The sequence below is a fragment of the Actinomyces ruminis genome, assembly GCF_002154335.2.
GTDB lineage: Bacteria > Actinomycetota > Actinomycetes > Actinomycetales > Actinomycetaceae > Actinomyces > Actinomyces ruminis.
Genome location: NZ_MTPX02000051.1, coordinates 120,042 through 142,395, shown reverse-complemented (window position 1 = coordinate 142,395; position 22,354 = coordinate 120,042). Strand labels below are relative to the sequence as shown.

The window sequence follows — 22,354 nt, the reverse complement described above, 5'->3', positions numbered from 1 at the left end:
GTCCGGGCGGCTCGATGGCGGCGGCCAGCTCGGCCTCCTCGGCGGCGGCTCCTGGGCCCGGCGTTCCAATTCCTCAGGTCGGTACGACGTGGGACGGGATGCAGCGGCCAGGCCGCGAACGCGTTCGGCGGCGACGTCGGCCAGGGCGGCCAGGGACTGGGTGGCGGCGGTGAGTTCCTCCCAGGTGGCGGTGGCGCGGGCCAGCCGCTGCCCGGAGGTGGCCTCGACAGCGCTCAGTTCCTCCAGGCGGGCGCGGGCGACCCGCTCGGACTCCTCCATGCCAGCGCGGCGGCGGGCCAGACGCGCCTGATCCTCCTGACCGGCGTCCAGCAGCGACTGGACCTGCACGACGTCGTCGGCCAGCAGCCGGGCGGTGGCGTCGCGGACCTCCGCCTGGATGACATGGGCGCGGCGAGCGACGGCGGCCTGCCGGGCCAGCGGACCGAGTTGACGGTGCAGCTCGGCGGTGAGGTCGGTGAGCCGGGTCAGGTCGGCCGCCATGGAGTCAAGCTTGCGCAGCGCCCGCTCCTTGCGGCGCCGGTGCTTGAGGACGCCGGCGGCCTCCTCGATGAAGCCGCGCCGCTCCTCCGGGGTCGCGGTGAGCACGGCGTCGAGCTGCCCCTGGCCGACCACCACGTGCATCTGCCGACCCATGCCCGTGTCGGACAGGAGCTCCTGCACGTCCAGCAAGCGGCAGGTGGTGCCGTTGATCTGGTACTCGCTGCCGCCGCCGCGAAACAGGGTGCGGGTGATGGTCACCTCGCTGTAGTCGATGGGCAGGGCGCCGTCGGTGTTATCGATCGTCAGGGAGACCTCGGCACGGCCGAGGGCGGGGCGGGAGCCGGCGCCGGCGAAGATGACGTCGGCCATGGAGCCGCCGCGCAGGTTCTTGGCGCCCTGCTCCCCCATCACCCAGGTCAGGGCGTCCACCACATTGGACTTGCCCGAACCGTTCGGGCCGACCACGGCGGTGATGCCCGGCTCCAGGCGCAGGGTGGTTGACGAGGCGAAGGACTTGAATCCCTTCATCGTCAACGTCTTGAGGTGCACGCGTCAACGATAGCGGCAAGCGGGCGAAAACCACGTCGGCTACCGCCGTGGCGGACGACTGGTCTGACAAACAGTGGATGTCGGCCGCGCACCGACGCGCACACCGATGCGTACTTGACACCACACCATGCAGTCAAGCAAGCTTTCCACGCCAGGCCGACTGGCCACCCAGACCCCGATTGGAGCCCCCTTGCTCGACATTGCCAACTTGTCCAAACGCTTCGGGAGCCTGCAGGCTCTCGATGATCTGTCCCTGCGCCTGGGCGAAGGCGAGATCGTGGGCTTCGTGGGCGCCAACGGCGCCGGCAAGTCCACCACCATGCGCATCGTCATGGGGGTGCTCGCCGGCGATGCCGGCACCGTGACCTGGGACGGCGCGCCGGTCGACGCCGCCGCCCGCCGGCGCATCGGGTACATGCCCGAGGAGCGCGGCCTGTACCCCAAGATGAAGGTCGGTGAGCAACTGATCTACCTGGCCCGCCTGCACGGGCTGGACGCCGACGCCGCCCGGCGGGCGAGCGAGCAGTGGACCGAGCGGCTGGACATCGCCGCCCGGCGCGACGACGAGGTGCAGAAGCTCTCCCTGGGCAATCAGCAGCGCGTCCAGCTGGCTGCCGCCCTGGTGGCCGACCCCGACCTGCTGATCCTGGACGAGCCCTTCTCCGGCCTGGATCCGGTGGCGGTGGACGTAATGAGCCAGGTGCTGCGCGAGCGGGCCGCGGCCGGGGTGCCCACGCTGTTCTCCTCCCACCAGCTGGACGTCGTGCAGCGCCTGTGCGACGGGTGGTCATCATCCGGGCGGGCCGCCTGGTGGCCGACGGCACCGTCGCCGAGCTGCAGGCGGGCGCGGAGCCGCGCTGGCGCGCCGTCGTCGAGGTGACCGGTGCGCCCGAGGCCGCCGTCGGGGCCGCCACCGCCATGCTCGCGGGTGTGCCCGGCCTGGAGGCCACCGCTGAGCCCATCGCGGAAGGCGCACGACTGATCATCGTGGCCGGAGGAACCGACGAACAGCGATTGCTGGAGGCGGCCCAGCATTTGGGGCGGCTGCGCGAACTCGGCCCCGTGACCCGCCCGCTCACCGTGATCTTCCGCGACGTGCTCGCCGCTCCCGCCGCGTCCCCCGACCCCGCGACCGTTAAGGAGGCCTGAACCGTGCCCACCCCCGAGAACTCCGGCACCGCCATCTCCCGCTCCCAGGAGATCCGCCTGGTGGCCGGCCGCGAGTTGCGCACGCAGTTGTTCAAGCGTTCGGCTGTGATCGCAACACTCATCATGCTGGTGCTCGCCGTCGGCGGGATCCTCCTGGTCGCTCACCTGACCGGCGGCGAGGACGAGCCCTACCGCCTGGGCGTTTCCACTTCCGACTCCGACACCGTCACCGCGCTCGAGTCCGCCCTGGAGCAGGTAACCGGCACCAACGGCCTGCCCATCGAGGTCACCGATGTCTCCGGCACCGAGACCGAGGCCGCCCTGGGACTCAGCGGCGACGAGGACGCAACGGTCGACATGGTGCTGGACCTGACCGGCCCCTCCCCGGCACTGAAGGTCAGCGAGGAGGGCAAGGCCGACCAGGCGGTGGTGGCGGCCACCACCAATGTGCTCCAGCAGGCCGCCCTGTCCGAGCAGATCACCACCCTGGGCGGCGATCCCGCGCAGGTGGCGGTTTCGCTGGCCGAGGCCGTGCCTCAGGTGGAGGCACTCGACCCGCCCGACCAGGACTCCGCCGACTTCGGAGCCCGCTACACCGTGCTGATAGTCATTGACGTCCTCCTGTTCATCGTCGTCATGGGCGGCGGGCAGACGATCGCCATGGGGGTGGTGGAGGAGAAGTCCAGCCGCATCGTGGAGATCCTGCTGGCCTGTGTGCGCCCCTCCTCGCTGCTGGCAGGCAAGGTGCTGGGCACCGGCACCGCAGTGCTGGTCTCCTACGGGTTGATAGGCGTCACCGCCGGCGTGACGGCGAAGCTGAGCGGGGTGCTGCCGGAGGGCACCGTCGACGTCGACGCCGTGCTGGTCGCCATGATCGTGTGGATGATCGTCGGCTTGGCGATCTACGCGGTCGGCTATGCCGCTGCGGGGGCGCTGGTCAGCCGTCAGGAGGACGTGGCCAGCGCGGTCATGCCGCTGACGATGACGTTAATGATCCCCTATGTGCTTTCCATCGTGATGGCGCTGGGCGACTCCTCGTCATTGCTGTACCAGGTGTTGGCCTACCTGCCTCCCTTCGCACCCTTCCTCATGCCGGTCCGGCTCGTTCTGGGCGTGTCCTCCTGGGGCGAGCAGCTGGCGGCATTGGCACTCGCGCTGGTGTTCATCCCGGTATTCGTGTGGCTGGCGGCGCGGGTCTACACGCGAGCCGTCACCCGCACCGGCGCCCGGGTCCCCCTCAGGGAGGTCCTGTCCCGCCGTTCCGCCTGAGCGACGGGTCATCCGCCCTCCCTTCGTCCTCCTCCCCCACCGAGACCGGCACTAATGACGCACTGAGACCGGTAGAAGTAACTAGCGAGGCCGGCACAGATGCGTTGAGGTCGGCACCAGTCCGGTGCCGACCTCAACGCGTCATGCATATGGACGCGGATTCAGGCATCCAGTTCGGGGAACCAGATGGCGATCTCACGCTGCGCGGAGGCAGGCGAGTCCGATCCGTGTACCAGGTTCTGAATGGCGTTGGTGCCCCAGTCGCGGCCGAGGTCGCCGCGGATGGTGCCGGGGGCGGCCGCCGTCGGGTCGGTTGCGCCCATCAGGGAGCGCACGCCCTCCACGACGCGCTGCCCCTCGACGACGACGGCGACCACAGGTCCACGGGTCATGTAGTCCACGACCCCCGGATAGAAGGGCTTGTTCACGTGCTCGGCATAGTGAGCCGCCAGAACCTCGGCATCGGGAAGCACCAGCTTCAGGGCGATGATGTCGTAACCCTTGGCCTCAATGCGGCGCAGGATCTCACCGGTCAGGCGGCGCTCGACGGCGTCTGGCTTGAGCAGGACGAGAATGCGTTCGGGGGCGTCGGTCATGACCTTCCTTCTGTAGTAGCGGGGACTGGAGAGCATCCGCAGGCGCAAACACCGGCGGTCTGCCCGAGTGTAGATGGTTCCGGTGGTGCGCAGTGCCGGAGTGTCTTCGCGGGAGAACTCCGTTCCAGCGTGTCCTCACACCCGAGTATTCGGCACGCTCCGCTGGAGCCCGCGTCGGTTTGGACCCCTTACGTCGGTTTGGACCCCTTACGTCGGTTTGGACCGCCCCAGTAGCACACAACGGCGGTCCAAACAGGGGACAGCGGCCCAAACAGACTTACGCGGTCCAAACAGGGGACAGCGGTCCAAACAGGGGATCGGCGTCCAAACAGGGAGTCTGTCCCCACCGGTCTCGGTGTGTTACTGGTGCCGGCCCGGGGGCTCAGGCCTTGCCGAACAGGGCGCGCGCCTCGGCGGCGAGCACCACGGACCCGACGATGAGCACCCCGGAGGCGGCCAGCGGAGCGTCGAAGCCCTCGGACAGGTTCACCGCCTGCTCCACGCCGGCGGCCAGCGTGGGGGCCACCACCGCCCGGTCTGCGCCGAACACCTCGCGCGCAAGCACACCCAAGTCCTCAACGTCCATGGCGCGCGGGGAGTCGATGGGCACGCACACGACGGCGTCGCAGGCCGGCTCCAACAAGGACAGAATCCCCTCCACGTCCTTGTCCTGCATGGCACCGACGACGGCAACCAGGTGCTGGAAGCCGAACGCCTCCGCAACCGCGGGCACCAGGGCGGCAACGCGTGGGGGTTGTGACCGGCGTCGACAATCACGGTCGGGCTGGAGCGCAGCACCTCCAGGCGTCCGGGGCTGGTGACGGAGGTGAAGCCGTCCTCGACGATCTTGGCGGGCAGAGGCCGGCCACCGAAGACTGCCTCCGCGGCGGCCAGGGCGAGCAGCGCGTTGTGGGCCTGGTACTCGCCGTGCAGTGGCACGAACACGTCCTCATACACCGCGGCGGCCGTGGCGAAGGTGACCATCTGGCCGCCCACGGCCAGGGCCCGGTCGACCACCCGCAGCACGCCGGCGTCGGGGGCCTCCGGGTCCTCCTCCGGGTCGAGCTCGCGGCGCCACACGACCTGATGCTCGGCGGCGGCCGCGGCGACTATCTCCTGCACCGGCTCGGACTGGAGGGCGGAGATCAGCGTGGCGCCGTCCTTGATGATGCCGACCTTGTTGGCGGCGACCTCCTCCAGGGTGGTGCCGAGCCAGGTGGCGTGGTCCAGCCCGATCGGGGTGATGACCTCGACGTCGCCGGGCACCACATTGGTGGAGTCCCAGGTGCCGCCCATGCCGACTTCGATCACCGCCACATCGACCGGGTAGTCCGCGAAGGCGGCCAGGGCCATCACGGTGAGCACCTCGAAGAAGCTCAGCCGCGAGCCGCCCTCGGCCTGGGAGCGGGCATCGACCATCTCGATATAGGGGGCGACGTCCTCCCAGGCGGCAATAAAGCCCTCCTCGCTGATGGGCTCGCCGTCCAGGGCGATGCGCTCGCGGATGGTGGCCAGGTGCGGGCTGGTGAAGCGTCCGGTGCGCATGCCGGTGGCGGCCAGCAGCCGCTCGGTCATACGGGCGGTGGAGGTCTTGCCGTTGGTGCCGGCCACGTGCACGATCCGGTAGTTGCGCTCGGGGTTGCCCAGAATGTCGAGCACGGCTGCGACGCGCTCCAGGGAGGGCTGTACCTGGTGCTCGGGGGCGCGGGAGAGGATCTCCGCCTCGACCTCGCGCATGCGCTGAGAGACCTCGACGGCGCGGGCGGCCGCGGTCAGGTCGGCCCGGTGACGCTCGGCATCGGTCCCGGCTGCGGTGCTGCCGTCCGGCGCGGTGTCGGCAGAACCGGTTCCCAGTCCTCCCAGTCATCGCTGTCGTCGGCGTCGACCTCGGCCAGGAGGGCGTCCAAGCGGTCAAGGTCGCCGCCGGGCACCATGTTGGCGGCCACCAGTTCGCGCAGCGCGGCCAGGTCCTCCGCCTCGGCCTGCTCGCGGCTGCTCGCGGCCGCGGCATCATCCGCGGCGGCCTGGGCCAGGGACTTGCCCTCGGGCGAATCGGCGGCCTCCAGGTAAGGCAACAGCTCGGGGTCGATGCCGGAGTGCGTACCGCCGGGCCCGAAGACGGCGTCGACGACGTCCTCACCACTGGCGCCGGCGGGAATGCCGAAGGCCGCGCCGGGGTGATTCTCCCGCCCCTCGTCCGCGCCGGGAGTCCGCCCCTGCTGCTGCTTGCTGCTCATATGCTGGTGTTCCTGCTTCCTGCTCGACGACGCGGGCCAGCCTAGATGATTGGCTCCAGAGGCAAGGCAGGTGCCTGTGCCCTGGCCGGAGCCGTAGCGACCGACCTCGGTGGTAACAACGACCGATCTCGGTGGTTATTTCAACCGGCCTCGGCATTGGGTCGGGGGCGTGGCGGAACCGGGCCTGTCAGCCTGGACCGCTCAGCGCTCGGCCTCGACCAGTTCGATGAGCTCCCCGATGCCCTCGTGGATGCCGAAGGGGCGGAAGGGGAAGGCCTCGACCTGCTCCAGCGTCGTCGACCCGGACAGCACCAGGTGCGTGCGCAGCCCTGCCTCCACGCCCGCCTGAATGTCGGTGTCCATGCGATCCCCGACCATGGCGGCCGCCTCGGAGTGGGCGCCGATCTTGTTCAAACCGGCCCGAATCATCACCGGGTTGGGCTTGCCCACGAAGTAGGGGGAACGGCCGGTGGCCGCCTGAATCATGGCGGCGACGGCGCCGGTCGCCGGCAGCGTGCCTCATCGGAGGGGCCGTTGACGTCGGGGTTGGTCGCGATGAACTTCGCCCCGCCCTCGATCAGCCGGATGGCGCGAGTGATGGCGTTGAAGTCGTAGGTGCGCGTCTCCCCGAGGATGACGTACTCGGGGTCTTGGTCGGTCATCACGTAACCGGCGCCATGCAGTGCCGTGGTCAGCCCGGCCTCACCGATCACATAGGCGGTGGATGCCGGCGACTGCTGAGTGAGGAAGGCCGCCGTGGCATTGGCCGAGGTCCAGATGCGCTCCTCGGGGACGGTAAGCCCGGAGCGGGCCAGCCGGGCCGACAGGTCCCGGTTGGTGAAGATGGAGTTGTTGGTCAGCACCAGGAAGGGCATGCCCTTGCGCTCCAGGGCGTCCAGGAACTGCTGGGCGCCGGGCAGGGCGCGGTTCTCCCGAACCAGGACGCCGTCCATATCGGACAGCCAGGCGGTGACCGGGGGCATTTCGGCGAGCGGCAGCGGGGAGACGGAGGCCTCGCCGGCGGGGAGCGTTGGTGATGCCATCATGAGGCAAGTCTGCCATCGTGATCCCTCGGGGCGCGCCCGGCCACGACTCGCCGACCGCGCCCTCAAACCTGAACCGCGACGAAGACGGCGCCTTGCACAACTCAGGGCTGTGGGCGTCCCTGTCCAGCCGCAGGTCTACGTCCGCGACGGGACGCCAGCGCCCGATTGAGGACGGTTCCAAGCACCTCGCCGCCGCCCTGCTCGACTGCTAGCGCTGCATCGTTCAGGTCGTCGCCGGTGGTCCGCGCCGATCGCACGACCATCAGGACTCCGTCGGCTTGCTCGGCAAGAATCGCACCGTCGGTGAACTGCAGTAGCGGCGGTGAGTCGATGATCACCGTGTGTGCAGTGCTCAAGCGCCGCAACAGTGCGGGCATAGCGGCGCACGCGAGCAGCTCGGACGGGTTGGACGGAGTCGCGCCGGCCGGGAGAATCTCCAGCCCGGGCGTAGAGGTGCTCACCAGTACCTCCTCCAGGCTCACCGTGCCCTCAAGCAGTTGCGACAACCCGGGGCCGTCCGAGGACAGTCCGAGAACCTCGGCCAGGGAAGGTGCACGCAGGTCTCCTTCGACAAGGACGACCCGCCGTCCCAGCGCCGCCATCACGCGGGCGACGCCGACCGAAACCGTCGTACGACCCTCCTGCCTCCTCGCCGAGCTTACGACCAGCACCCGGATGTCAGCCTTCGTTCCAACATGAAGCAGATTGGTTCGCAGGCGGCGCAGTTCCTCCTCGGTATTCGGATCGGCACCCCGAAGCGGACCGTCCTGGGCGATCGACCTCGACAACGGGATGGTACCGAGCGGCGCGGCACGGCCAGCTGCGACTACGTCCTTCGCACCATGCAGACGCCTGTCCGACAGCTCACGGAAGATGATCCACAGATATCCGAGCACGACGCCGCCGAGCGCGCCCAGGCCCAGGTACGCCCAAGCGTTCGGCGACCGCGTAACACCGGAAAGCCTTGAGGGAGTCATAAGGATGACCTCGACCGGCGAGGTCTCGCCCTCGAGCTCGCTGACCTCCTGTGCGGCCTGAAGGACCGCCTCATCCGCGACCGAGCGCGCCTGAGCCGCAGAAGCCGCCGTCGCGGACACGCTTACGGTAGCAGTGTCATCGGCGTGTGTCGCGGTTAGTGACTGGGCGACACTCGCAGCCGTTACATCCAGACCAAGAGCGTCCACGACCCGCTGGCCGACCGCCTCCGAGGTGAAGACGGGAACGATCGCCGTGATCTTCCGGGGTGCCATCTGGGTCGCGGCATAGTGCGCCTCGGTGTCATCCTGCGCGCCGACGGGCACATTGACCCGGACGTAGGCGACCGCGGAAGCGGTGTAGGTGGCCGGTGTAACCCACACCACGACAGCGGCAGCGAGCACGCAGACAGCAATCACGGTCATCAGTACGCCGACGCGCCGACGAGTCAGGGATATGAAGCTATCCAGCGTCATTTCGCATCACCAGCTTAGGATCACGACAGGGAGGGACGGCGCCGTCAGACGCAGGAACCTAGTCTTCAGGGAGCACGTGAACGAACGCGCCGAGCCTAGCACGTAAAGTCGCCAGCCACCTTCGTGGCGAGCGGAGTCAACTCGCCTGCGCATGTTGCCGCACCGAGGCGCGGATCGGAATCCCATCGTGCTTACAGCATGACCCCTTTAAAAGGCTTCTTTGAAGGCAGAACGAGCCTGTTGCCGAACTCCAGGTTGTAGCAAGCCGGCCGGAAATAGGCCAGGCCGTCCGCGTCCGTGAACGTAATCTCCCCGAAGTAGACGCGGCCGTCCACTTCGTAGAAGTCGATTCTGGCGCAGGCGAACCCCTTGCCAAGCCGCTGCGAGACAGCGAGCATCTCATCAAGTCGCTCCGGAGCCGGCACATCCGCGGAACAGCGCGACTCACAGATGTACTCGAACGGCGCCCTGGTCCAGTCAGGCAGGTAGGTCCCCCGGGACGCACCATCCGGGCCCCGGTCGACAGCGAACGCGAACTGGACGACGCCGTCGAAGGTCATGAACTTGTAGTCCCGCAGGCCTCCGGAAGCATCCTGCAGGTACTGTTCGCACACGATCCGCGGCTCGCAGAACTCGTAGTGCATTTCGAAGCCGCCCTTCATCGCCTGCCGACGCTTCAGCCAGTCCCCCAATCGGCGCCGGCAAGCGACAACGTCGAGTTCGCGCTTGTCGCGGACGATGATGTTCCAGCCTGAGCCATGAGTCGCCTTGAGGACGAAACTGTTGGGCAGCACATCGAAATCTATCTCGTCGGGCGAGTCCCAAACACCCAGCAGGGGAACCAGATAGTCCTCACCCACCGCTGCGCAGACCCATTCGCGCACAAGGTACTTGTCCGCGAGACGACCCTTAAGCGGCGTGGAATCGTAGAGCTTGAGCCAGTTGATCTTGTCGGTCATCGACCGAGGGTGTTCCAGATCGCAGGCGCGCCCCCTGAGCAGGCAGTGCCAACGCTTCAGCTCGGTGCGGTATCGACTGGGGTCCAGCCCACAGTTACGCCGATAGACGGCCTCCTTCAGCCAAGTCTGTGCCGGGCCGGGTATGACGGTCGCGGCCACGCCTCTAACACTCACGATCAAGACTCCAGGGGTCGGTATCGGTCGCCCGGCACCGATGCGTCGGGTGCGGAACGCGCAGCACGAGCCGTTGAGCAACGGTGCGATACCGCCTCGGTTCCATCGCCCGAGCAGCCGCGCAGCGATTGAATTATCGCCCAGTCCGGCCCGCCGTACAGAAGAACAGCGGGCGCGTTCGCCAACAAACAGTCACAATGCTCTCACACCGATATCAATCGCGTGAACACGGATAATCTCAGAGACCTCCTGGGCGCCTTATAAACGCACGCCTCCCGCGCAAGAACGACTCGCGCAACACCCCAACGTCGCTCACGAACAGCAGCGCCAGACACGCTCCGGCGAATAAGACCGGCCACGTCCTGCCCTCAGACGACATGCAAAAAGCCATAACTGAGAGGAGCGCCAGTTGGTAGGCAATTCTCACGCGGTCGATCGGCATGTCGATCCGTCTGGCGATGTCACGTACACGGACCAGAAGAACGATCGCGTACGCCACCACGCCGGCAACGCACGCCCCCCAGGGGCCCATCACCGGTACAAGCGCGACTCCCAGCAGCAGGTTCACAGCCGCCCCGATCGCAGTCGAGATCATCAGCATTCGACTCTTCATAAGAGCCTGATAGAACGTGCCGAAGAACACCGACATGACGCCGAAGGAGGCGGCGAGCATCAGCAGCGGCACATAGCGCCAGGCATCCTGGAACTCCGACTGCAGCAGCACCCCAGAGATCGGGCGGTTGAGTACTATCACCACTCCCGCCATCGAAAGCGTCACCAGGGAGTACCCGCGCAGTACGCGCCCGAAGAAGGGCCCGCTATCGGCCGCACCAATCTCCCGGGCGGTAGAGAATTGCCATGCCTGCTGAAATACGGAGCTGATGATGTTGATCAGCGACGGCATCTTGGTTGCCGCCGTGTACAGCCCTGCCGCAGTCAGGCCGCTGCCCCACACGACCACGTAGCGACCCGATACGCTCACGATCCACCACGACAGGAGATTGGGGACTAGCGGCAGGCTGTAGATCAGCATCCGGCGCAGGAGGACGCCGTCGAACCGCAGCGGCACCACGAAACGGTACTCCGCGGAACACACGAATGCGATTGCACCGGCCGCCACGTATCCGATCGAGTACGCCCACAGGTATCCCGCGACGCCGGCGTGCAGCTCAACGAGCAGCACGTATGTGCAGACGACGAGGACAAGAGCGTTTATGAAGCCGTACCCCACGAATCGCCTTACGTGCCCGAGTCCGCGCGCGAACTGGCTGGTCGCCTTGTAGATGCTGGCCGAAGCGAACAGAAAGAAGAAGGACACGGCGTGGGCGTAGTCAAAAACCTTCCAGGCCAGAGCCGACAGAACAGCCGCGACGAGGATCCCGCAGCCGAGAACCAGGACCGAGTTGCAGAACAGCTTCCCCTTCTCCACCGTCTCGTCTATAGAGAAGCGGTACAGCGCCTCAATGACACCGAGCGACAGCAGGGGCAGAACGATCTCGATCCCACTGTTCAGCAGTTCGGCTGCGCCATAATCAGAGGCGGTCATAGCGCTCGTGTACAACGGCATGAGCACCAGCGAGACCACCTTGACCGCGAGGCTCCCCAGGCCGAATATCACGGTATTGCCGAGGAGCTCCGCCAGGCGGCCCCGACTACGACCCGACATTGAACTGCGCCTTCCAGCGGTCAATCAGGGCGAAGTCCAGGCCATCCAGCCTGGTCTCCCAACTGTCCTCAATCATCCCGGGCAACTCGGCGGCGATGTCGGGGCGCTCGACCAGCGTGAGCGAGTAGTCCTTGCCCATCTCCCGCGCACGATAGTCGATCGAGACTATGATCGCGCGGCACCCGTGCTGGAGCGCGAATATGCCGCCGTGGAGTCGATTGCCCACGTAGTCCACCCCGGTCTCCAAAACGGCGCTGTAGGCATCCACGTTCGGCGGCACGATCTCTATGCCGGACATGTCGCTCAAGGAGCGCAGGTAGGCGAGGTCGTCCACGCCCTGCGGCCAGAAGCAGATCCTGCGATAGTGCTCTCTCAGGATCCCTACCATCGCCGCATCATTGGTCCTGTCCGGCTGATAAGAGGTCAGCGTGAACACCACTGCGGGACTCTTGGACCGCGGGATCCGTGCGCAGTGCTCGGGAGTCAGTGCCCACAGCGTCGGACAGCCGGTGTTCCACGCCCTCAGACCGATGGTCTCCAGGAGTCTCTTGGTTCTGTCGTCTCGTACGGAATGCACGACGTCGTGCGCCAGCACCTTTCTGAACAGCGCCCGTGTGTAGCGGTTCACCGAAGCGCTGTTAACGCCCGCTCCCACCCCCAGACACACCGTTCCCGCCGCCAGGCGCAGTTCAGGTAATTGATGTTCCAGGCGGGCAGCGGGCGCAGCATGTTCGTGTATAGGGCATTCGTGCCGCACAGGAACTTCAGATCCGCGGTCTTAAACGGGTCAAGCTTGTGCCGAGAGAGCATGTACTGCAACGGTGTGTGCGGCGGAGTGTGCGAAGCCATACGCATGACATAGTTCGACGCGAACAGTTCCGGCCAGTTGGCCGCGATCGACCGATTGATGATCTCGTCGCCCAGGTTCAAAGATCCCACCGACGTATCAAGGAGCAGGATCCGCTTCATCATGAGTCTCCCCGCCCGTCCTTAAGGATCAGCGCGTCGCCTCCAACGGCGGCTCGGTCGCCTAGCCGCGGTAGAGCGTCGATTCCCATATGTCCCCCTATTGCCACGTTCTGTCCCGCCCTGCAGTTCTCGCCGATTTCCGCAGCCGGATGAATGACGACTCCCAGCGTGCGGTGAGGACAGACGGTTCCTTTACCGATCTTGGCGGCACGGGAGACGTCACACGCGAAGACCACCCGCTTCTCCCCTCTGGCCAGGCGCGCCGCCGAACACAACCCATGCCGGGCGCACCAGCGGGCGGCGGAATACGCAGCATAGACGGGATCCATTACCAGGCTCCTTCCTCAAATACCGTGTGATAAGGAAACAGGGTGTACCAACCGGGTCGATATAGAAGCATGATCGTCATACTCGCGAAGGCTATGAGTACCAGCAGCACCGAGACGTACCAGTTCCGCAGTCCCGGTTCGCGGGCGACGATGTTCCCCAGACCGACGACCATTGGGAGCGTCAAATACATCTCGATGCGGTCAAGCAGGTTGAATGCGAGGGAGACGATCATGATACCGGCGTCGACGACGGCGAAGGCGACCAGGATGCGGGTGACTCCGGTCTTGTCCGCCGCCACCGCGGAGCTCCATCCGCACATCGCGGCCAGACCGATCATGAGCAGCCGCACTCCCACCCCCATGACCGTGGCCATCCTGACGCCGCCCTCCGCGTATTCCGAATTCAGATAATGGCCGTAGTACGCGGAGAATACGGAGGCCTTGGTGAGGACCAGGCTCACGCAACCGGTACAGGCTCCGATGACCGTCCCCCACTTGACCCAGTCCAGGAAGCTGTTCAGTCTCAGCATCGGAATGAAGTAGGCGGCAAGCAACAGTATGGCGGAGGCGTGGAACTGCGCAGCAAGTAGTACCAGGATGAGGTAGCGCACGGGCCGTCGCTCCATCAGCGCCGGCAGGGCGAGCAGGAAGATGGCCGTCGCGATGCCCTGCCGGGTGGCGAGCATGATGTCGTAGAACACGGACATTCCAAAGGCCAGGAGTAACGCCAGCGGATTCGACCTCGCATACCGGTGGATGAACAGCGCGACCACCCCGAAGGAGAAGGCGGAGACCACTAGCAGCAGCACATTGAAGTCGTCCGTGACACGGCTGATCAGGTAGTTGACCACCACATATCCGCGTTCGAACCTGCTGACGGCAAAGGCCTCAGACAGGCCGCCCGTGTCGGCAATCTTCTCGAACACGTCGTAGTACCGGCTGGTGTCGTTTCCTACCGTTCTCGCACGCAGGCCCGACATCCCCACGAACAGCAGCGTGGCGATGCACAAGGGTGCGGTCGACTTGTAGCTCCCGTCTTCACGACGACCGCCGAGCAGTGCGCCGACCAGGACCAGTATCCCGAACACGGCGTAGTGAACCCACATGGCCGTCACTCACCCCGCGCCAAGGACAGGTAGCGTTGCGAGAGCGCACCGGCCTGTGCAGTGACGTCGAATCCCCCGCTGCGCGCCTGCTCCACGCCCTGCGCCCTGGGGGTCTCCACCCCGGCCGGCGGGAACGCGTCCCTGACCCGCTGTGCCCAGTTTCCGGCGCCAAGTTCCAGCGGCAAGAAGGAGCAGTCTCCAATGGACACCTCCTGCGGCACCCGGTCGGAGCAGATCAGCGGCAGACCCGCGCACTGCGACTCCACCCCGACCATTGGCAGCCCCTCGAAGTGGAGGGCAGCATCAACACATCCATTGCCTGGTAGAGCGCCGGCACATCGGATCGGTCTCCGAGGAACGTCACGCTCTCCGACAGGCCCCGCTCCGCCACCAGGCGCTCGATACCCCCACGCAGCGGCCCGTCGCCTACGAGCAACAGATGACAACCGGGGTCGAGTGCCAGCAGCTTCTCGAAGACCGCTACCAGGAACCTGTGGTTCTTCTCCTCGCTGAAGCGACCAACGTGTCCGACGACCTTGAGCCCGTTAAGTCCGAGCTCGGTCCGCATCGCATCCCGTATGCGCTGATCGAAGCGATATCTGTCGACGTCCACAGCATTGGGAAGCACCTCGAACTGCCCCGCGCCGAACAGGAACTCGCCGGCACTCCGCGAGCAAGCCAGCCGCACGTCAGAGTAGCGGCCCATGTTGCGGCACACGATCTGATTGCGTATGGAGTTCAGCCTTGAGTCGGAGTATGCCGTGGAATGGGAGTGCACGATCACTGACCTCACCCCCGCCCGGTGCAGAACCGGGTAGATGAAACGTGCCAGCACCGGATCGTGAAGGTGCACGATGGGGTACTGCCCCGGGTGCTCGTGCAGGAGCGTGACGAGTTCCTGGCGGATCCGCAAGATGTTCTTGCCCGCGCGCCCGGGGAAACATCTGCCCCCGAGCGACTCGATCTCCGCGCGCCGAGTCTCATCGGGGGTGGCGTAATAGTAGAAGTCGAATAACACCCGGCGTCGGTCAACGTTCCGAAAGTAGTTCATGACGACGCTTGTCACGCCGGAGCGACGCGAGATCGAGGAGTTGATGTGCAGGATCCTGAGCGGGCCGCCGACGCCAGCATCCCGCCGAGCGCAATTGTCCATAGCTACCTTCATCCTCTTACGACTGTTGTCCCTGCACGGCACGTCCCCGATACGAGCGAGCGCCGAGCGCTCACTTCAGCCTCAGCACCTTGATCACGCCCCAGGCGCACACGTGGAATGCCGACCGCACGATGCTCAGGTGCTCAATATCTCGATAGAGCCTCCAGTGATACTTCACCAGACTGAGCTTGTCGGCGGATATCGAGTCGCTGCGGACCCGGTACTGGGCGAGGACACCAGGGATACCCCATATATACTTCTCCCTCTTGAGCATGCGCAGCCACAGGGCGTCGTCATTGCGTTTCCGGATGTCAGGGACTTCGAATTTGCCTAGTCGAGACACATCGTACATCACTGTGGAGTTCCCCACCGGGCAGTCCAGCAGCAGCCGGTTGTAGCCGACTCTCTTCGGACTGGTCAGGACCTTGCCGGTAGGAACCCCGGCCTCATCCACCTGTTCGTACGCGGTACAGCACAGAGCGACACCGTGGCTGCTCATGAACTCCAGCTGGCGAGTCAGCTTGTCTGGATGCCACAGATCGTCGGCGTCCAGGAACGCCATGTATTGCCCCTGGGCCATCTCCATAGCGCGGTTGCGCGCCATCGCCGCGCCGCTGTTGCGCTCCAAGCGCATGCACCGCACACGCGCGTCGGCATCCGCCAGCAGCTTCACATGCTCGAAGGTCCGATCAGTGGAGCAGTCATCCACAATCAGCAGTTCCCACGAGGTATAGCTTTGCGCCTGCACCGATTTGACGGCTTCATCGACGAAGCGCTCCGCGTTGAAAGCCGGCATGATGATCGATACTAATCCGGGCACCATCGCCATTACGCTGCGTCCTTTCTTCAGTGGATTCTTAAGACTGCGCGCACCGTGGCCAGAATGATCCGCAGATCACGACCGATGCTGAACTCACGAATGTCACCCAGGTTGAATAACATCTTCGCCGGGAGAATCTCCTCGATATAGGTCCGATCTGCATCCGCGGCCGAGGTCAGCAACAACGCCTCGTCCTTAAACTCGATGCTCGCGGTGGAGGTCACGCCCGCAGGGAGCAGCAATGTGGCTTTCATCTCCTGCGTGTACTCGCGCACATACTTGGGAACTTCGGGTCGAGTACCGACAAAGGTCATGTTCCCCTGCAGAATGTCTATTAGTTGACTGATCTCATCTAACCGGTAGCGCCGCATGAACGCGCCGATCCGGGTGATACGGGGATCGGCATACACCGTCACCTGCGTACCCGGCTCGCTCGGACGGTCCATCATCGTGCGAAACTTGTGAATCTTGAACTCGCGGCCGAAACGGGTAACCCGTTGTTGCCGGAAGAACACGGGGCCGGGCGAGTCGATCTTGATGATCAGCGACAGCAAGACGAACAGCCACCCGAGCGCGACCAGCATGAGCCCGGCTCCAACAACATCGAACAGCCGTTTCAGTCGCAGCTGTCCTTCGTGCGCAACCAGGTGATCGTAATAGGGACGCACGGCATCATTCTGCATATCCGCCGGGAGGTCGTACCAGGCGGGCATTGCCGCGCGATGCCTCCGCCGCGTACCGACGGTCCCGTCCCGCCGTCTTGATGCACCGCGCCGCCCTCCATTCTCGCACCCCGGATCGAGGGCCCCCTGCGCGGCCGCCGCGGCTCCACCCCGTTCCGGCATGAGGTTCACGCCTGCCCGGAATGAGGAATAACTGCTGCTTATAAAGTTACGCAGACAAGGTGAAAGGTGGTTACTAAGGCTCATTTCAGGGACCGCCAGGGATTGAATCGGGACGGATGCGCATCGCCGTGTGGGGCGAGCTACGACGGGCTTCAAGGATGGTTTTCGCTCAAGCGCGGAACGTGGCGCACGCACAACAATGGGCGCACCGACGTACCGTTTCTCAGCTCCGCGACGTCACTGCACGGACGTGAGGGGCTCATGCCTCCTTATTCGCCAGGGGACGGCGTTGACAGAGCCATCGTCAAACACCGAATTGCCCTCGCAACATACTTCGCAAATCTCCCCGAAGCAAGCAACGCAGAACACCGTTACCCTCTTGGGACTATTGAGGCGAAATGTGGTTCTTTTCGCTACCGCGAGGCGCATCCCCATGCCGGACATGATCGTGGGACACGCCCGAGGCGGGATTTCCAAGCAGTGCGCGGCCCCGCCCCGATTCGGGACAGCGCCGGGTGACGCTCACACGCCAGTGTGACAGCGCCACTCCCCCTCGGGGGTGCGGTCCAAGCGGTCCAGGATGCCGGCGTCGCGGAACGCCCGCAGCGTGGCGCCGGGGCCGTCGGTGAAGTGCTCCCAGCCGGTCTGGTGGGCGACGACGACGTGCGGCGCGCCGAGCACCTGAGCCGCGGCGCTGGCCCGCTCGGCGGACAGGCTCAGCGGCCGGCCCGCGAACTTGGCAGGCACCGTCGCCCGGCCGGCGTTCAGCACGGCGTGGCCGATGCCGCCGAAGCGCTCCCTCACCTGGGCGATCAGCTCCAGGGAGGCGTTGTCCCCGGTGAGGTAGATGGTAGTGTCGGGCGTCTGGATGACGAAGCCGGTGACCTCGCAGTTGACGTATCCGGCGGCGTCTATCTCCCCGTCGGCGGGACCGTGCTGAGCGGGCACGGCGGTGACCGTGACGCCGTCGCCGACGACCGCGGACTGCCACGGGGCCAGACCCTCCGCGGGCCGGCCGAGCTGCCGGGCGGAGCCGGGGTTGGTGAGCAGGCGCGGGGCGGCCAGCGCGAAGGCGCGTCCGGTGACGTCTAGGTTGTCGGCATGGTCGGCGTGGCTGACCAGGACGACGTCCACGTCCGCGAGCGCGTCGGCGGCCACGGCCGGCCCGTGGGTCTTGCGCAGGGCGCCGTAGTCGGTCGGCGGGTCGAAGGTGGGGTCGACGACGAAGCGCAACCCGGCGACGTCGATGACGACGGTGGGCCCGCCAACCACCAGGAAGCCGAGGTCGTGGCGCGGCAAGAGTGCCATGTGGAGCTCCTCCTCACGTATCGCCTTTGTTGCAGACAGAAACTCCTCTGTGCGAGCGGCTGCTGATGACACATAAGAGACTATAGGACGACCGTCATATCGATCCGCCCTCGGCAATCGGCATCGGGATCAGTACCTCCGAGTGCTCCTTGCCCGTAGTCTCCTGGTTGACCAGCAGATCACAGCGTGCCGTCCCATCTCTCGGTGAGGCAGAGCAATCGACGTCAGTCGAGGAGACATCCACCCAGCGAGCGCCGAACCATCAAACGACACAACAGCAACGTCGCCCGGAACCGACAGACCCTCATCATCCAGGGCCTGATACGCACCCATCGCCAGTGCGTCATTCGCACATATGAGGCAGATGGACGTACCCCACGACGAAGCGCTCTCAGGACAGACTCGCGCCCAGTGGGCGGATCCCACCGAGCCTCGCTCAGCGGATCGGTCACGAGACGCGAATCCGTTGTCGCGAGTACCTCCCGGATTCCCTCTAGGCGTCGTCTCAGCGCGATGGGCTTCGTATCCGGCCAATCCGAAGTCGCAGACGCCCCACCTGGCAGTGTCCCTACAAACAGAACTAGCGAGGCTCGTCCGGCTTCAACCAGGATCCGAGCCGCTTGCCGGCCTCCCTCCCTCTCGTCAGGCAATACCGAGGGATACGGGCAACTAGGGTCAAGGCAGTTCAACAGGACCACGGACTGTCCAGCAAGGGACGGCGGGAGCGACAGCTCACGAGTAAACATCGAGGCATACAGGACGCCTTCAACCTGGCGGTCAAGCAGGTTGGTGATAATCCGCTCCTCTGTCGCCTCATCGATCATGGTCTCAGCCGTGAAAAGCAACTTGCCATGCTCCCTCGCCCCCTCAATCGCACCAAGCACCATGTCTGCCGCAGGTGCTGTGGTCGTGATGAGATCGGAGATGATCGCAAGCGTTCCGGACCGGCCGGTGCGAAGGATGTTGGCGACGGCATTGGGCCTATAGCCGAGCTCTTCAGCTACAGCACGTACACGCTGCGCCGTGGCTTCGCTGACACGCTGATCCGTCCGGTTGTTAAGAACGAACGAAGCGACCGTACGCGACACGCCGGCACGCTTCGCAACCTGCGCCTGAGTGACTCTAGTACGACTTGCCATCCCCCAACTCCGCACTCCGAGTAGAAAACTCGCATACCCCGCTAACAGGTGTTGACAGGGCGACTCCAGCATCGTAGCATCGATCTTGCTAACAGCAGTTAGCACCTCTGTGGCGCAAGCAAAGGAGCTCGACACCAGCGCGACCCCTTGCTCGTAGCAGGCCGAACCGCGCCCGCCACCCGCACTGTCCGTCCGTCAAGATCACGGGCGACGCAGTTCCCGGGAGCCACAGAGATGGCCGCCTCGCAACGAAGAAGGTGTTCTGATGCCATACGCGCACCCCCTCGTGGGAGGTGAGGATTGGTTCGACTCTCACCTTGACCCCGACTACAAGCACCCACTTGCCGCGAGCGAGGCCCGCTTTCCGGCCAATTATCGCAACCTGTCGCCCACAGAGCGCCGACAAGCCCAGGAGCCAACCTTCGCGCCCGAGTTCGACTGGGTTTCGGAACGCGTTACCTGGTACGACATCCAGCTCCCGACGCCCGATGCCGGTCGCTCGGTAGGTGCCCGCGTCTACACCCCCAAACGCCCTCTAGGCGGACCTCTTCCAGCCGTGCTATGCATCCACGGCGGCGGCATGTGGGCCGGCACCATCGCATCGGAACACAACAATTTCGCCAGCATCTCTGACGCTCACGGAGCCGTCTGTGTATCCGTAGACTACCGGCTCTCACCCGAGCATCCCTACCCGGCCGCCATAGAGGATATCGTGACCGTGTTGCACTGGATGAGTTCGTGTGCTGGCACGCTCGGGATCGACACCTCACGTGTCGCCCTATTCGGCGCGAGCGCCGGAGGCGGGCTGGCTCTGGGAACCTGCCTGTACGTTCGTGATCACGGTGGCCCCCCGATCGCCTTCCTCCAAGCCATCTACCCGATGCTTGATGACAGCTCCACCACTCCCTCATCGCAGCAGGTCGTGCGCAACGGAACCGGGGTCTGGACGCGGGCCGACAATACTGAGGCCTGGAGTTGGTACCTCGGCGACCACGAACCGACGATCTACTCCTCTCCCGCCCGGGCAACGTTGGCGCAGTTGGAAGGTCTCCCCCCTACGTATATCGACGTCGGCGAACTCGACCTCTTCCGCGACGAATGTCTGACGATGGCCATGCGACTGTGCGCCGCCGGCGTCCCAACCGAACTCCATCTCGTGCCCGGGGTCTTCCACGGGGCCGAGAACGTCGCCCCCACGGCACCGGCGAGTCGCGCCGTCCTTGATTACCGCTACGCCGCCATGCACCGACACCTGTGCCCTGATGACCCTCGAGCCACAGACCATTGATACCCAATCCACACCCCTCTCAAGGAAGAGAATCCTCATGAACACCACCACAATCACCAGGCGCTCCGCTCTCCTGGCAGGCACCGCACTCTGCGCCGCTGCTGTCGCCGGCTGCGGTGCCCCCGGAACCAAGAACGGCACCGGCGCGTCCTCAACCTCTGCCGCAACCACACTCGCGTCTCCCCGTGGCGCCGAGATGAAGGCATACTTCGAGACCGGCTTTCCGCTAGCAACCCGACTCACTGAAGAGTTCTCCGCTCAGTTCCCCGATGTCACCTGGAACATCCGCGAGGACCAATTCGCAGTCATCACCCAGAACGCCCTGCGCGTGCTCGGCGACGACCCCCAAGACATCATGCGACTTCCGTCGATTCAGAACGCCGTGAAAGCGGGAGTCCTTCTTGACCTCGATCCGTACGCCAAGGCCTACGGCTGGGACACCTGGCCCGCATCCCAACTCGAGCAGCTACGAGTGAACGACAAAGGCACGCGGGGCTCAGGCGCGCTGTACGGCCACGGCTTCAATTACAGCGTTACTGGTGTCTTCTATAACAAGAATCTCGCCCAGAAAATCGGAATGACCGAAGCACCAGAGACACTCGCCGAGCTAGACGAGCTGCTTGCCGAATCGAAGAAGGCAGGACTCACCGGGATCGCACAGTTCAACGGCGGCGCTACCGGCGGCCTGTGCTTCCCCCTGCAAAACCTCATGGGTGTCTACGGTGACATCACCCCCATCAAACAATGGATCTACCAGGAACCTGGCGCCTCGATCGATACTGACAATAATAGAGAGGCCGTGGCACACCTTAAGAAGTGGATAGATGCCGGCTACTTCGCTGACGACATAAACTCCCTCGACTACTCGGCAATGATGTCCCGCTTCACCAACAATGACTCCCTATTCATGTTCAATGGCGACTGGGAATCCGGCACACTGGACTCGACTATGCCTGATGAGGTCGGATTCTTCCTCATGCCGACTCTCGACGCAGGCGACAAGAAGAGCGCCATGTCCTCTCCTCTGACCGTCGGCGTCAGCGCCAACGCACCCAATCCCGACAACGCCGCCTTCTTCCTCAACTGGGTGGCAACGAATGAAAAGGCTCGTGATCTCTGCGTGAAGGTCGGGGGATCGCACCCCATGGGTCCTGATGACGCCTACATGCCTGCGATCGACGAGGGTACTGTCACCTCACAAACACTCTCCGCAGGCACAGAGATCGCCGCGGACAACGGGGCAATGGACTTCATTGCCAACGCAACGGACGCTGTCTACGCGAAGAGCTGGACGCCTAATCTCCAGGATCTCGTTGCCGGTAAGCAGACCGCCGACGCTCTTCTCGCCGCTGTTCAGAAGGACTACGAGTCCCAGGTAGCCGAGGCAGCCAAGTGAGCATCACAACGGCGCCGGCCATGCCACGACGATCCGCCGGGACTAGCACCGTTACCTCCGACGAGCGCGGCACACACGCTATCGCCAAGCGCTGGACCCGCCGCCGACGACTACTGGGCCTAGCATTCCTCGTACCCGCTCTCGTCTTCTACACGTTCTTCGTACTCGTTCCGATTTGCCGCTCATTCCAGTACTCCTTCTATAGCTGGAACGGCGTCACGGAGGCCACCTGGGTCGGCTGGGACAACTACCGCCTGGTGTTCGCCGACCCGCGCCTGTTTTCATCGATCCTCCACGCCTTTGAACTCATAGTGTTCTTCTCGATTCTGCCGGTACTGCTTGCTCTAGTCACCGCAGCGGCAGTTCGCGGTATCCAGCGTCACGATTCGCCAACGTAGCTCGGG

At 65.0% G+C, this 22,354-nt stretch carries 18 protein-coding genes and 5 pseudogenes; 5 read left to right on the top strand and 18 right to left on the bottom strand.

Translation table 11 applies throughout. From position 1 onward, the window contains the following. A pseudogene (locus BW737_RS10575) lies at nucleotides 1-1,050 on the bottom strand (chromosome segregation SMC family protein); the annotation flags it as partial. Nucleotides 1,051-1,240: 190 nt separating this feature from the next. Between BW737_RS10575 and BW737_RS10570 the strand changes: the two are divergent. Then, nucleotides 1,241-2,199, top strand: a pseudogene (locus BW737_RS10570) (ABC transporter ATP-binding protein). Nucleotides 2,200-2,202: 3 nt separating this feature from the next. Continuing rightward, nucleotides 2,203-3,468 carry an ABC transporter permease gene (locus tag BW737_RS10565; protein ID WP_086614319.1) on the top strand — a complete coding sequence of 422 codons (1,266 nt, stop codon included), beginning with the start codon at nucleotides 2,203-2,205 and terminating at the stop codon, nucleotides 3,466-3,468. Nucleotides 3,469-3,629: 161 nt separating this feature from the next. Here BW737_RS10565 and ndk read toward each other — a convergent pair whose 3' ends face one another. The 17 genes and pseudogenes from ndk to BW737_RS20010 form a co-directional block, all read right to left on the bottom strand. Then, entirely contained in the window at nucleotides 3,630-4,064 is a 435-nt protein-coding gene (ndk, locus tag BW737_RS10560; RefSeq protein WP_086614320.1) for a nucleoside-diphosphate kinase, read from the bottom strand. 382 nt (nucleotides 4,065-4,446) lie between these two features. Then, nucleotides 4,447-6,301: pseudogene (locus tag BW737_RS10555) on the bottom strand (bifunctional folylpolyglutamate synthase/dihydrofolate synthase). A 201-nt stretch (nucleotides 6,302-6,502) separates the two neighbouring features. Beyond that, a pseudogene (locus BW737_RS10550) lies at nucleotides 6,503-7,344 on the bottom strand (HAD-IIA family hydrolase). A gap of 104 nt (nucleotides 7,345-7,448) precedes the next feature. Further along, nucleotides 7,449-8,798 carry a tyrosine-protein kinase domain-containing protein gene (locus BW737_RS10545; RefSeq protein WP_086614321.1) on the bottom strand — a complete coding sequence of 450 codons (1,350 nt, stop codon included), beginning with the start codon at nucleotides 8,796-8,798 and terminating at the stop codon, nucleotides 7,449-7,451. A gap of 191 nt (nucleotides 8,799-8,989) precedes the next feature. Continuing rightward, complete coding sequence (locus BW737_RS10540) at nucleotides 8,990-9,757, bottom strand: ATP-grasp fold amidoligase family protein (RefSeq protein ID WP_257210724.1); 768 nt, start codon at nucleotides 9,755-9,757, stop codon at nucleotides 8,990-8,992. 412 nt (nucleotides 9,758-10,169) lie between these two features. Further along, the gene (locus BW737_RS10535) at nucleotides 10,170-11,597 is read right to left on the bottom strand and encodes a lipopolysaccharide biosynthesis protein (protein WP_180272191.1); all 1,428 of its coding nucleotides are present in this window, start codon (nucleotides 11,595-11,597) and stop codon (nucleotides 10,170-10,172) included. Beyond that, entirely contained in the window at nucleotides 11,584-12,225 is a 642-nt protein-coding gene (locus tag BW737_RS10530) for a polysaccharide pyruvyl transferase family protein (protein WP_257210723.1), read from the bottom strand. The genes BW737_RS10535 and BW737_RS10530 overlap by 14 nt, the downstream gene beginning before the upstream one ends. Continuing rightward, on the bottom strand, nucleotides 12,222-12,569 hold the full coding sequence (locus BW737_RS18470; protein ID WP_257210722.1) for a hypothetical protein: 348 nt from the start codon (nucleotides 12,567-12,569) through the stop codon (nucleotides 12,222-12,224). The genes BW737_RS10530 and BW737_RS18470 overlap by 4 nt, the downstream gene beginning before the upstream one ends. Further along, nucleotides 12,566-12,895, bottom strand: coding sequence for an LbetaH domain-containing protein (locus BW737_RS15760; RefSeq protein ID WP_143233375.1), 330 nt, complete (start codon nucleotides 12,893-12,895; stop codon nucleotides 12,566-12,568). The genes BW737_RS18470 and BW737_RS15760 overlap by 4 nt, the downstream gene beginning before the upstream one ends. Continuing rightward, on the bottom strand, nucleotides 12,895-14,001 hold the full coding sequence (locus BW737_RS10525; protein WP_086614384.1) for an EpsG family protein: 1,107 nt from the start codon (nucleotides 13,999-14,001) through the stop codon (nucleotides 12,895-12,897). The genes BW737_RS15760 and BW737_RS10525 overlap by 1 nt, the downstream gene beginning before the upstream one ends. A 5-nt stretch (nucleotides 14,002-14,006) precedes the next feature. Continuing rightward, on the bottom strand, nucleotides 14,007-14,267 hold the full coding sequence (locus tag BW737_RS18465) for a hypothetical protein (protein ID WP_257210721.1): 261 nt from the start codon (nucleotides 14,265-14,267) through the stop codon (nucleotides 14,007-14,009). Further along, on the bottom strand, nucleotides 14,237-15,154 hold the full coding sequence (locus tag BW737_RS10520) for a glycosyltransferase (RefSeq protein WP_257210720.1): 918 nt from the start codon (nucleotides 15,152-15,154) through the stop codon (nucleotides 14,237-14,239). Before BW737_RS10520 ends, BW737_RS18465 begins: the two co-directional genes overlap by 31 nt. A 70-nt stretch (nucleotides 15,155-15,224) precedes the next feature. Next, nucleotides 15,225-15,983 carry a glycosyltransferase family 2 protein gene (locus BW737_RS10515; protein WP_086614323.1) on the bottom strand — a complete coding sequence of 253 codons (759 nt, stop codon included), beginning with the start codon at nucleotides 15,981-15,983 and terminating at the stop codon, nucleotides 15,225-15,227. Nucleotides 15,984-16,000: 17 nt separating this feature from the next. Further along, nucleotides 16,001-16,687: a sugar transferase gene (locus tag BW737_RS10510; protein WP_086614324.1), complete on the bottom strand. Its 687-nt coding sequence runs from the start codon at nucleotides 16,685-16,687 to the stop codon at nucleotides 16,001-16,003. Nucleotides 16,688-17,341: 654 nt separating this feature from the next. Then, entirely contained in the window at nucleotides 17,342-18,127 is a 786-nt protein-coding gene (locus BW737_RS10505; RefSeq protein WP_086614325.1) for an MBL fold metallo-hydrolase, read from the bottom strand. A gap of 129 nt (nucleotides 18,128-18,256) precedes the next feature. Continuing rightward, complete coding sequence (locus tag BW737_RS20015) at nucleotides 18,257-18,553, bottom strand: substrate-binding domain-containing protein (RefSeq protein ID WP_420835739.1); 297 nt, start codon at nucleotides 18,551-18,553, stop codon at nucleotides 18,257-18,259. A gap of 161 nt (nucleotides 18,554-18,714) precedes the next feature. Further along, a pseudogene (locus tag BW737_RS20010) lies at nucleotides 18,715-19,266 on the bottom strand (LacI family DNA-binding transcriptional regulator); the annotation flags it as partial. A 265-nt stretch (nucleotides 19,267-19,531) separates the two neighbouring features. Between BW737_RS20010 and BW737_RS10495 the strand changes: the two are divergent. Genes BW737_RS10495 through BW737_RS18460 form a run of 3 tightly spaced genes read left to right on the top strand, consistent with a single transcriptional unit; the run spans nucleotide 19,532 to nucleotide 22,348 of the window. After that, entirely contained in the window at nucleotides 19,532-20,554 is a 1,023-nt protein-coding gene (locus BW737_RS10495; protein ID WP_086614327.1) for an alpha/beta hydrolase, read from the top strand. Between the two features lie 37 nt (nucleotides 20,555-20,591). Continuing rightward, complete coding sequence (locus tag BW737_RS10490) at nucleotides 20,592-21,950, top strand: ABC transporter substrate-binding protein (protein ID WP_086614328.1); 1,359 nt, start codon at nucleotides 20,592-20,594, stop codon at nucleotides 21,948-21,950. Beyond that, a complete protein-coding gene (locus tag BW737_RS18460) occupies nucleotides 21,947-22,348 on the top strand; it encodes a carbohydrate ABC transporter permease (RefSeq protein ID WP_257210719.1) in 402 nt (133 codons plus the stop codon). The genes BW737_RS10490 and BW737_RS18460 overlap by 4 nt, the downstream gene beginning before the upstream one ends. The last annotated feature ends 6 nt before the right edge of the window (nucleotides 22,349-22,354 follow it).

What these genes read in the sequence shown, in the direction of transcription:
- ndk (WP_086614320.1), bottom strand. Translation starts at nt 4,064, where the DNA reads ATGACCGACGCCCCCGAACGCATTCTCGTCCTGCTCAAGCCAGACGCC.
- BW737_RS10545 (WP_086614321.1), bottom strand. Translation starts at nt 8,798, where the DNA reads ATGACGCTGGATAGCTTCATATCCCTGACTCGTCGGCGCGTCGGCGTA.
- BW737_RS10540 (WP_257210724.1), bottom strand. Translation starts at nt 9,757, where the DNA reads ATGACCGACAAGATCAACTGGCTCAAGCTCTACGATTCCACGCCGCTT.
- BW737_RS10535 (WP_180272191.1), bottom strand. Translation starts at nt 11,597, where the DNA reads ATGTCGGGTCGTAGTCGGGGCCGCCTGGCGGAGCTCCTCGGCAATACC.
- BW737_RS18470 (WP_257210722.1), bottom strand. Translation starts at nt 12,569, where the DNA reads ATGATGAAGCGGATCCTGCTCCTTGATACGTCGGTGGGATCTTTGAAC.
- BW737_RS15760 (WP_143233375.1), bottom strand. Translation starts at nt 12,895, where the DNA reads ATGGATCCCGTCTATGCTGCGTATTCCGCCGCCCGCTGGTGCGCCCGG.
- BW737_RS10525 (WP_086614384.1), bottom strand. Translation starts at nt 14,001, where the DNA reads ATGTGGGTTCACTACGCCGTGTTCGGGATACTGGTCCTGGTCGGCGCA.
- BW737_RS10520 (WP_257210720.1), bottom strand. Translation starts at nt 15,154, where the DNA reads ATGGACAATTGCGCTCGGCGGGATGCTGGCGTCGGCGGCCCGCTCAGG.
- BW737_RS10515 (WP_086614323.1), bottom strand. Translation starts at nt 15,983, where the DNA reads ATGGCGATGGTGCCCGGATTAGTATCGATCATCATGCCGGCTTTCAAC.
- BW737_RS10510 (WP_086614324.1), bottom strand. Translation starts at nt 16,687, where the DNA reads ATGCCCGCCTGGTACGACCTCCCGGCGGATATGCAGAATGATGCCGTG.
- BW737_RS10505 (WP_086614325.1), bottom strand. Translation starts at nt 18,127, where the DNA reads ATGGCACTCTTGCCGCGCCACGACCTCGGCTTCCTGGTGGTTGGCGGG.
- BW737_RS10495 (WP_086614327.1), top strand. Translation starts at nt 19,532, where the DNA reads ATGCCATACGCGCACCCCCTCGTGGGAGGTGAGGATTGGTTCGACTCT.
- BW737_RS10490 (WP_086614328.1), top strand. Translation starts at nt 20,592, where the DNA reads ATGAACACCACCACAATCACCAGGCGCTCCGCTCTCCTGGCAGGCACC.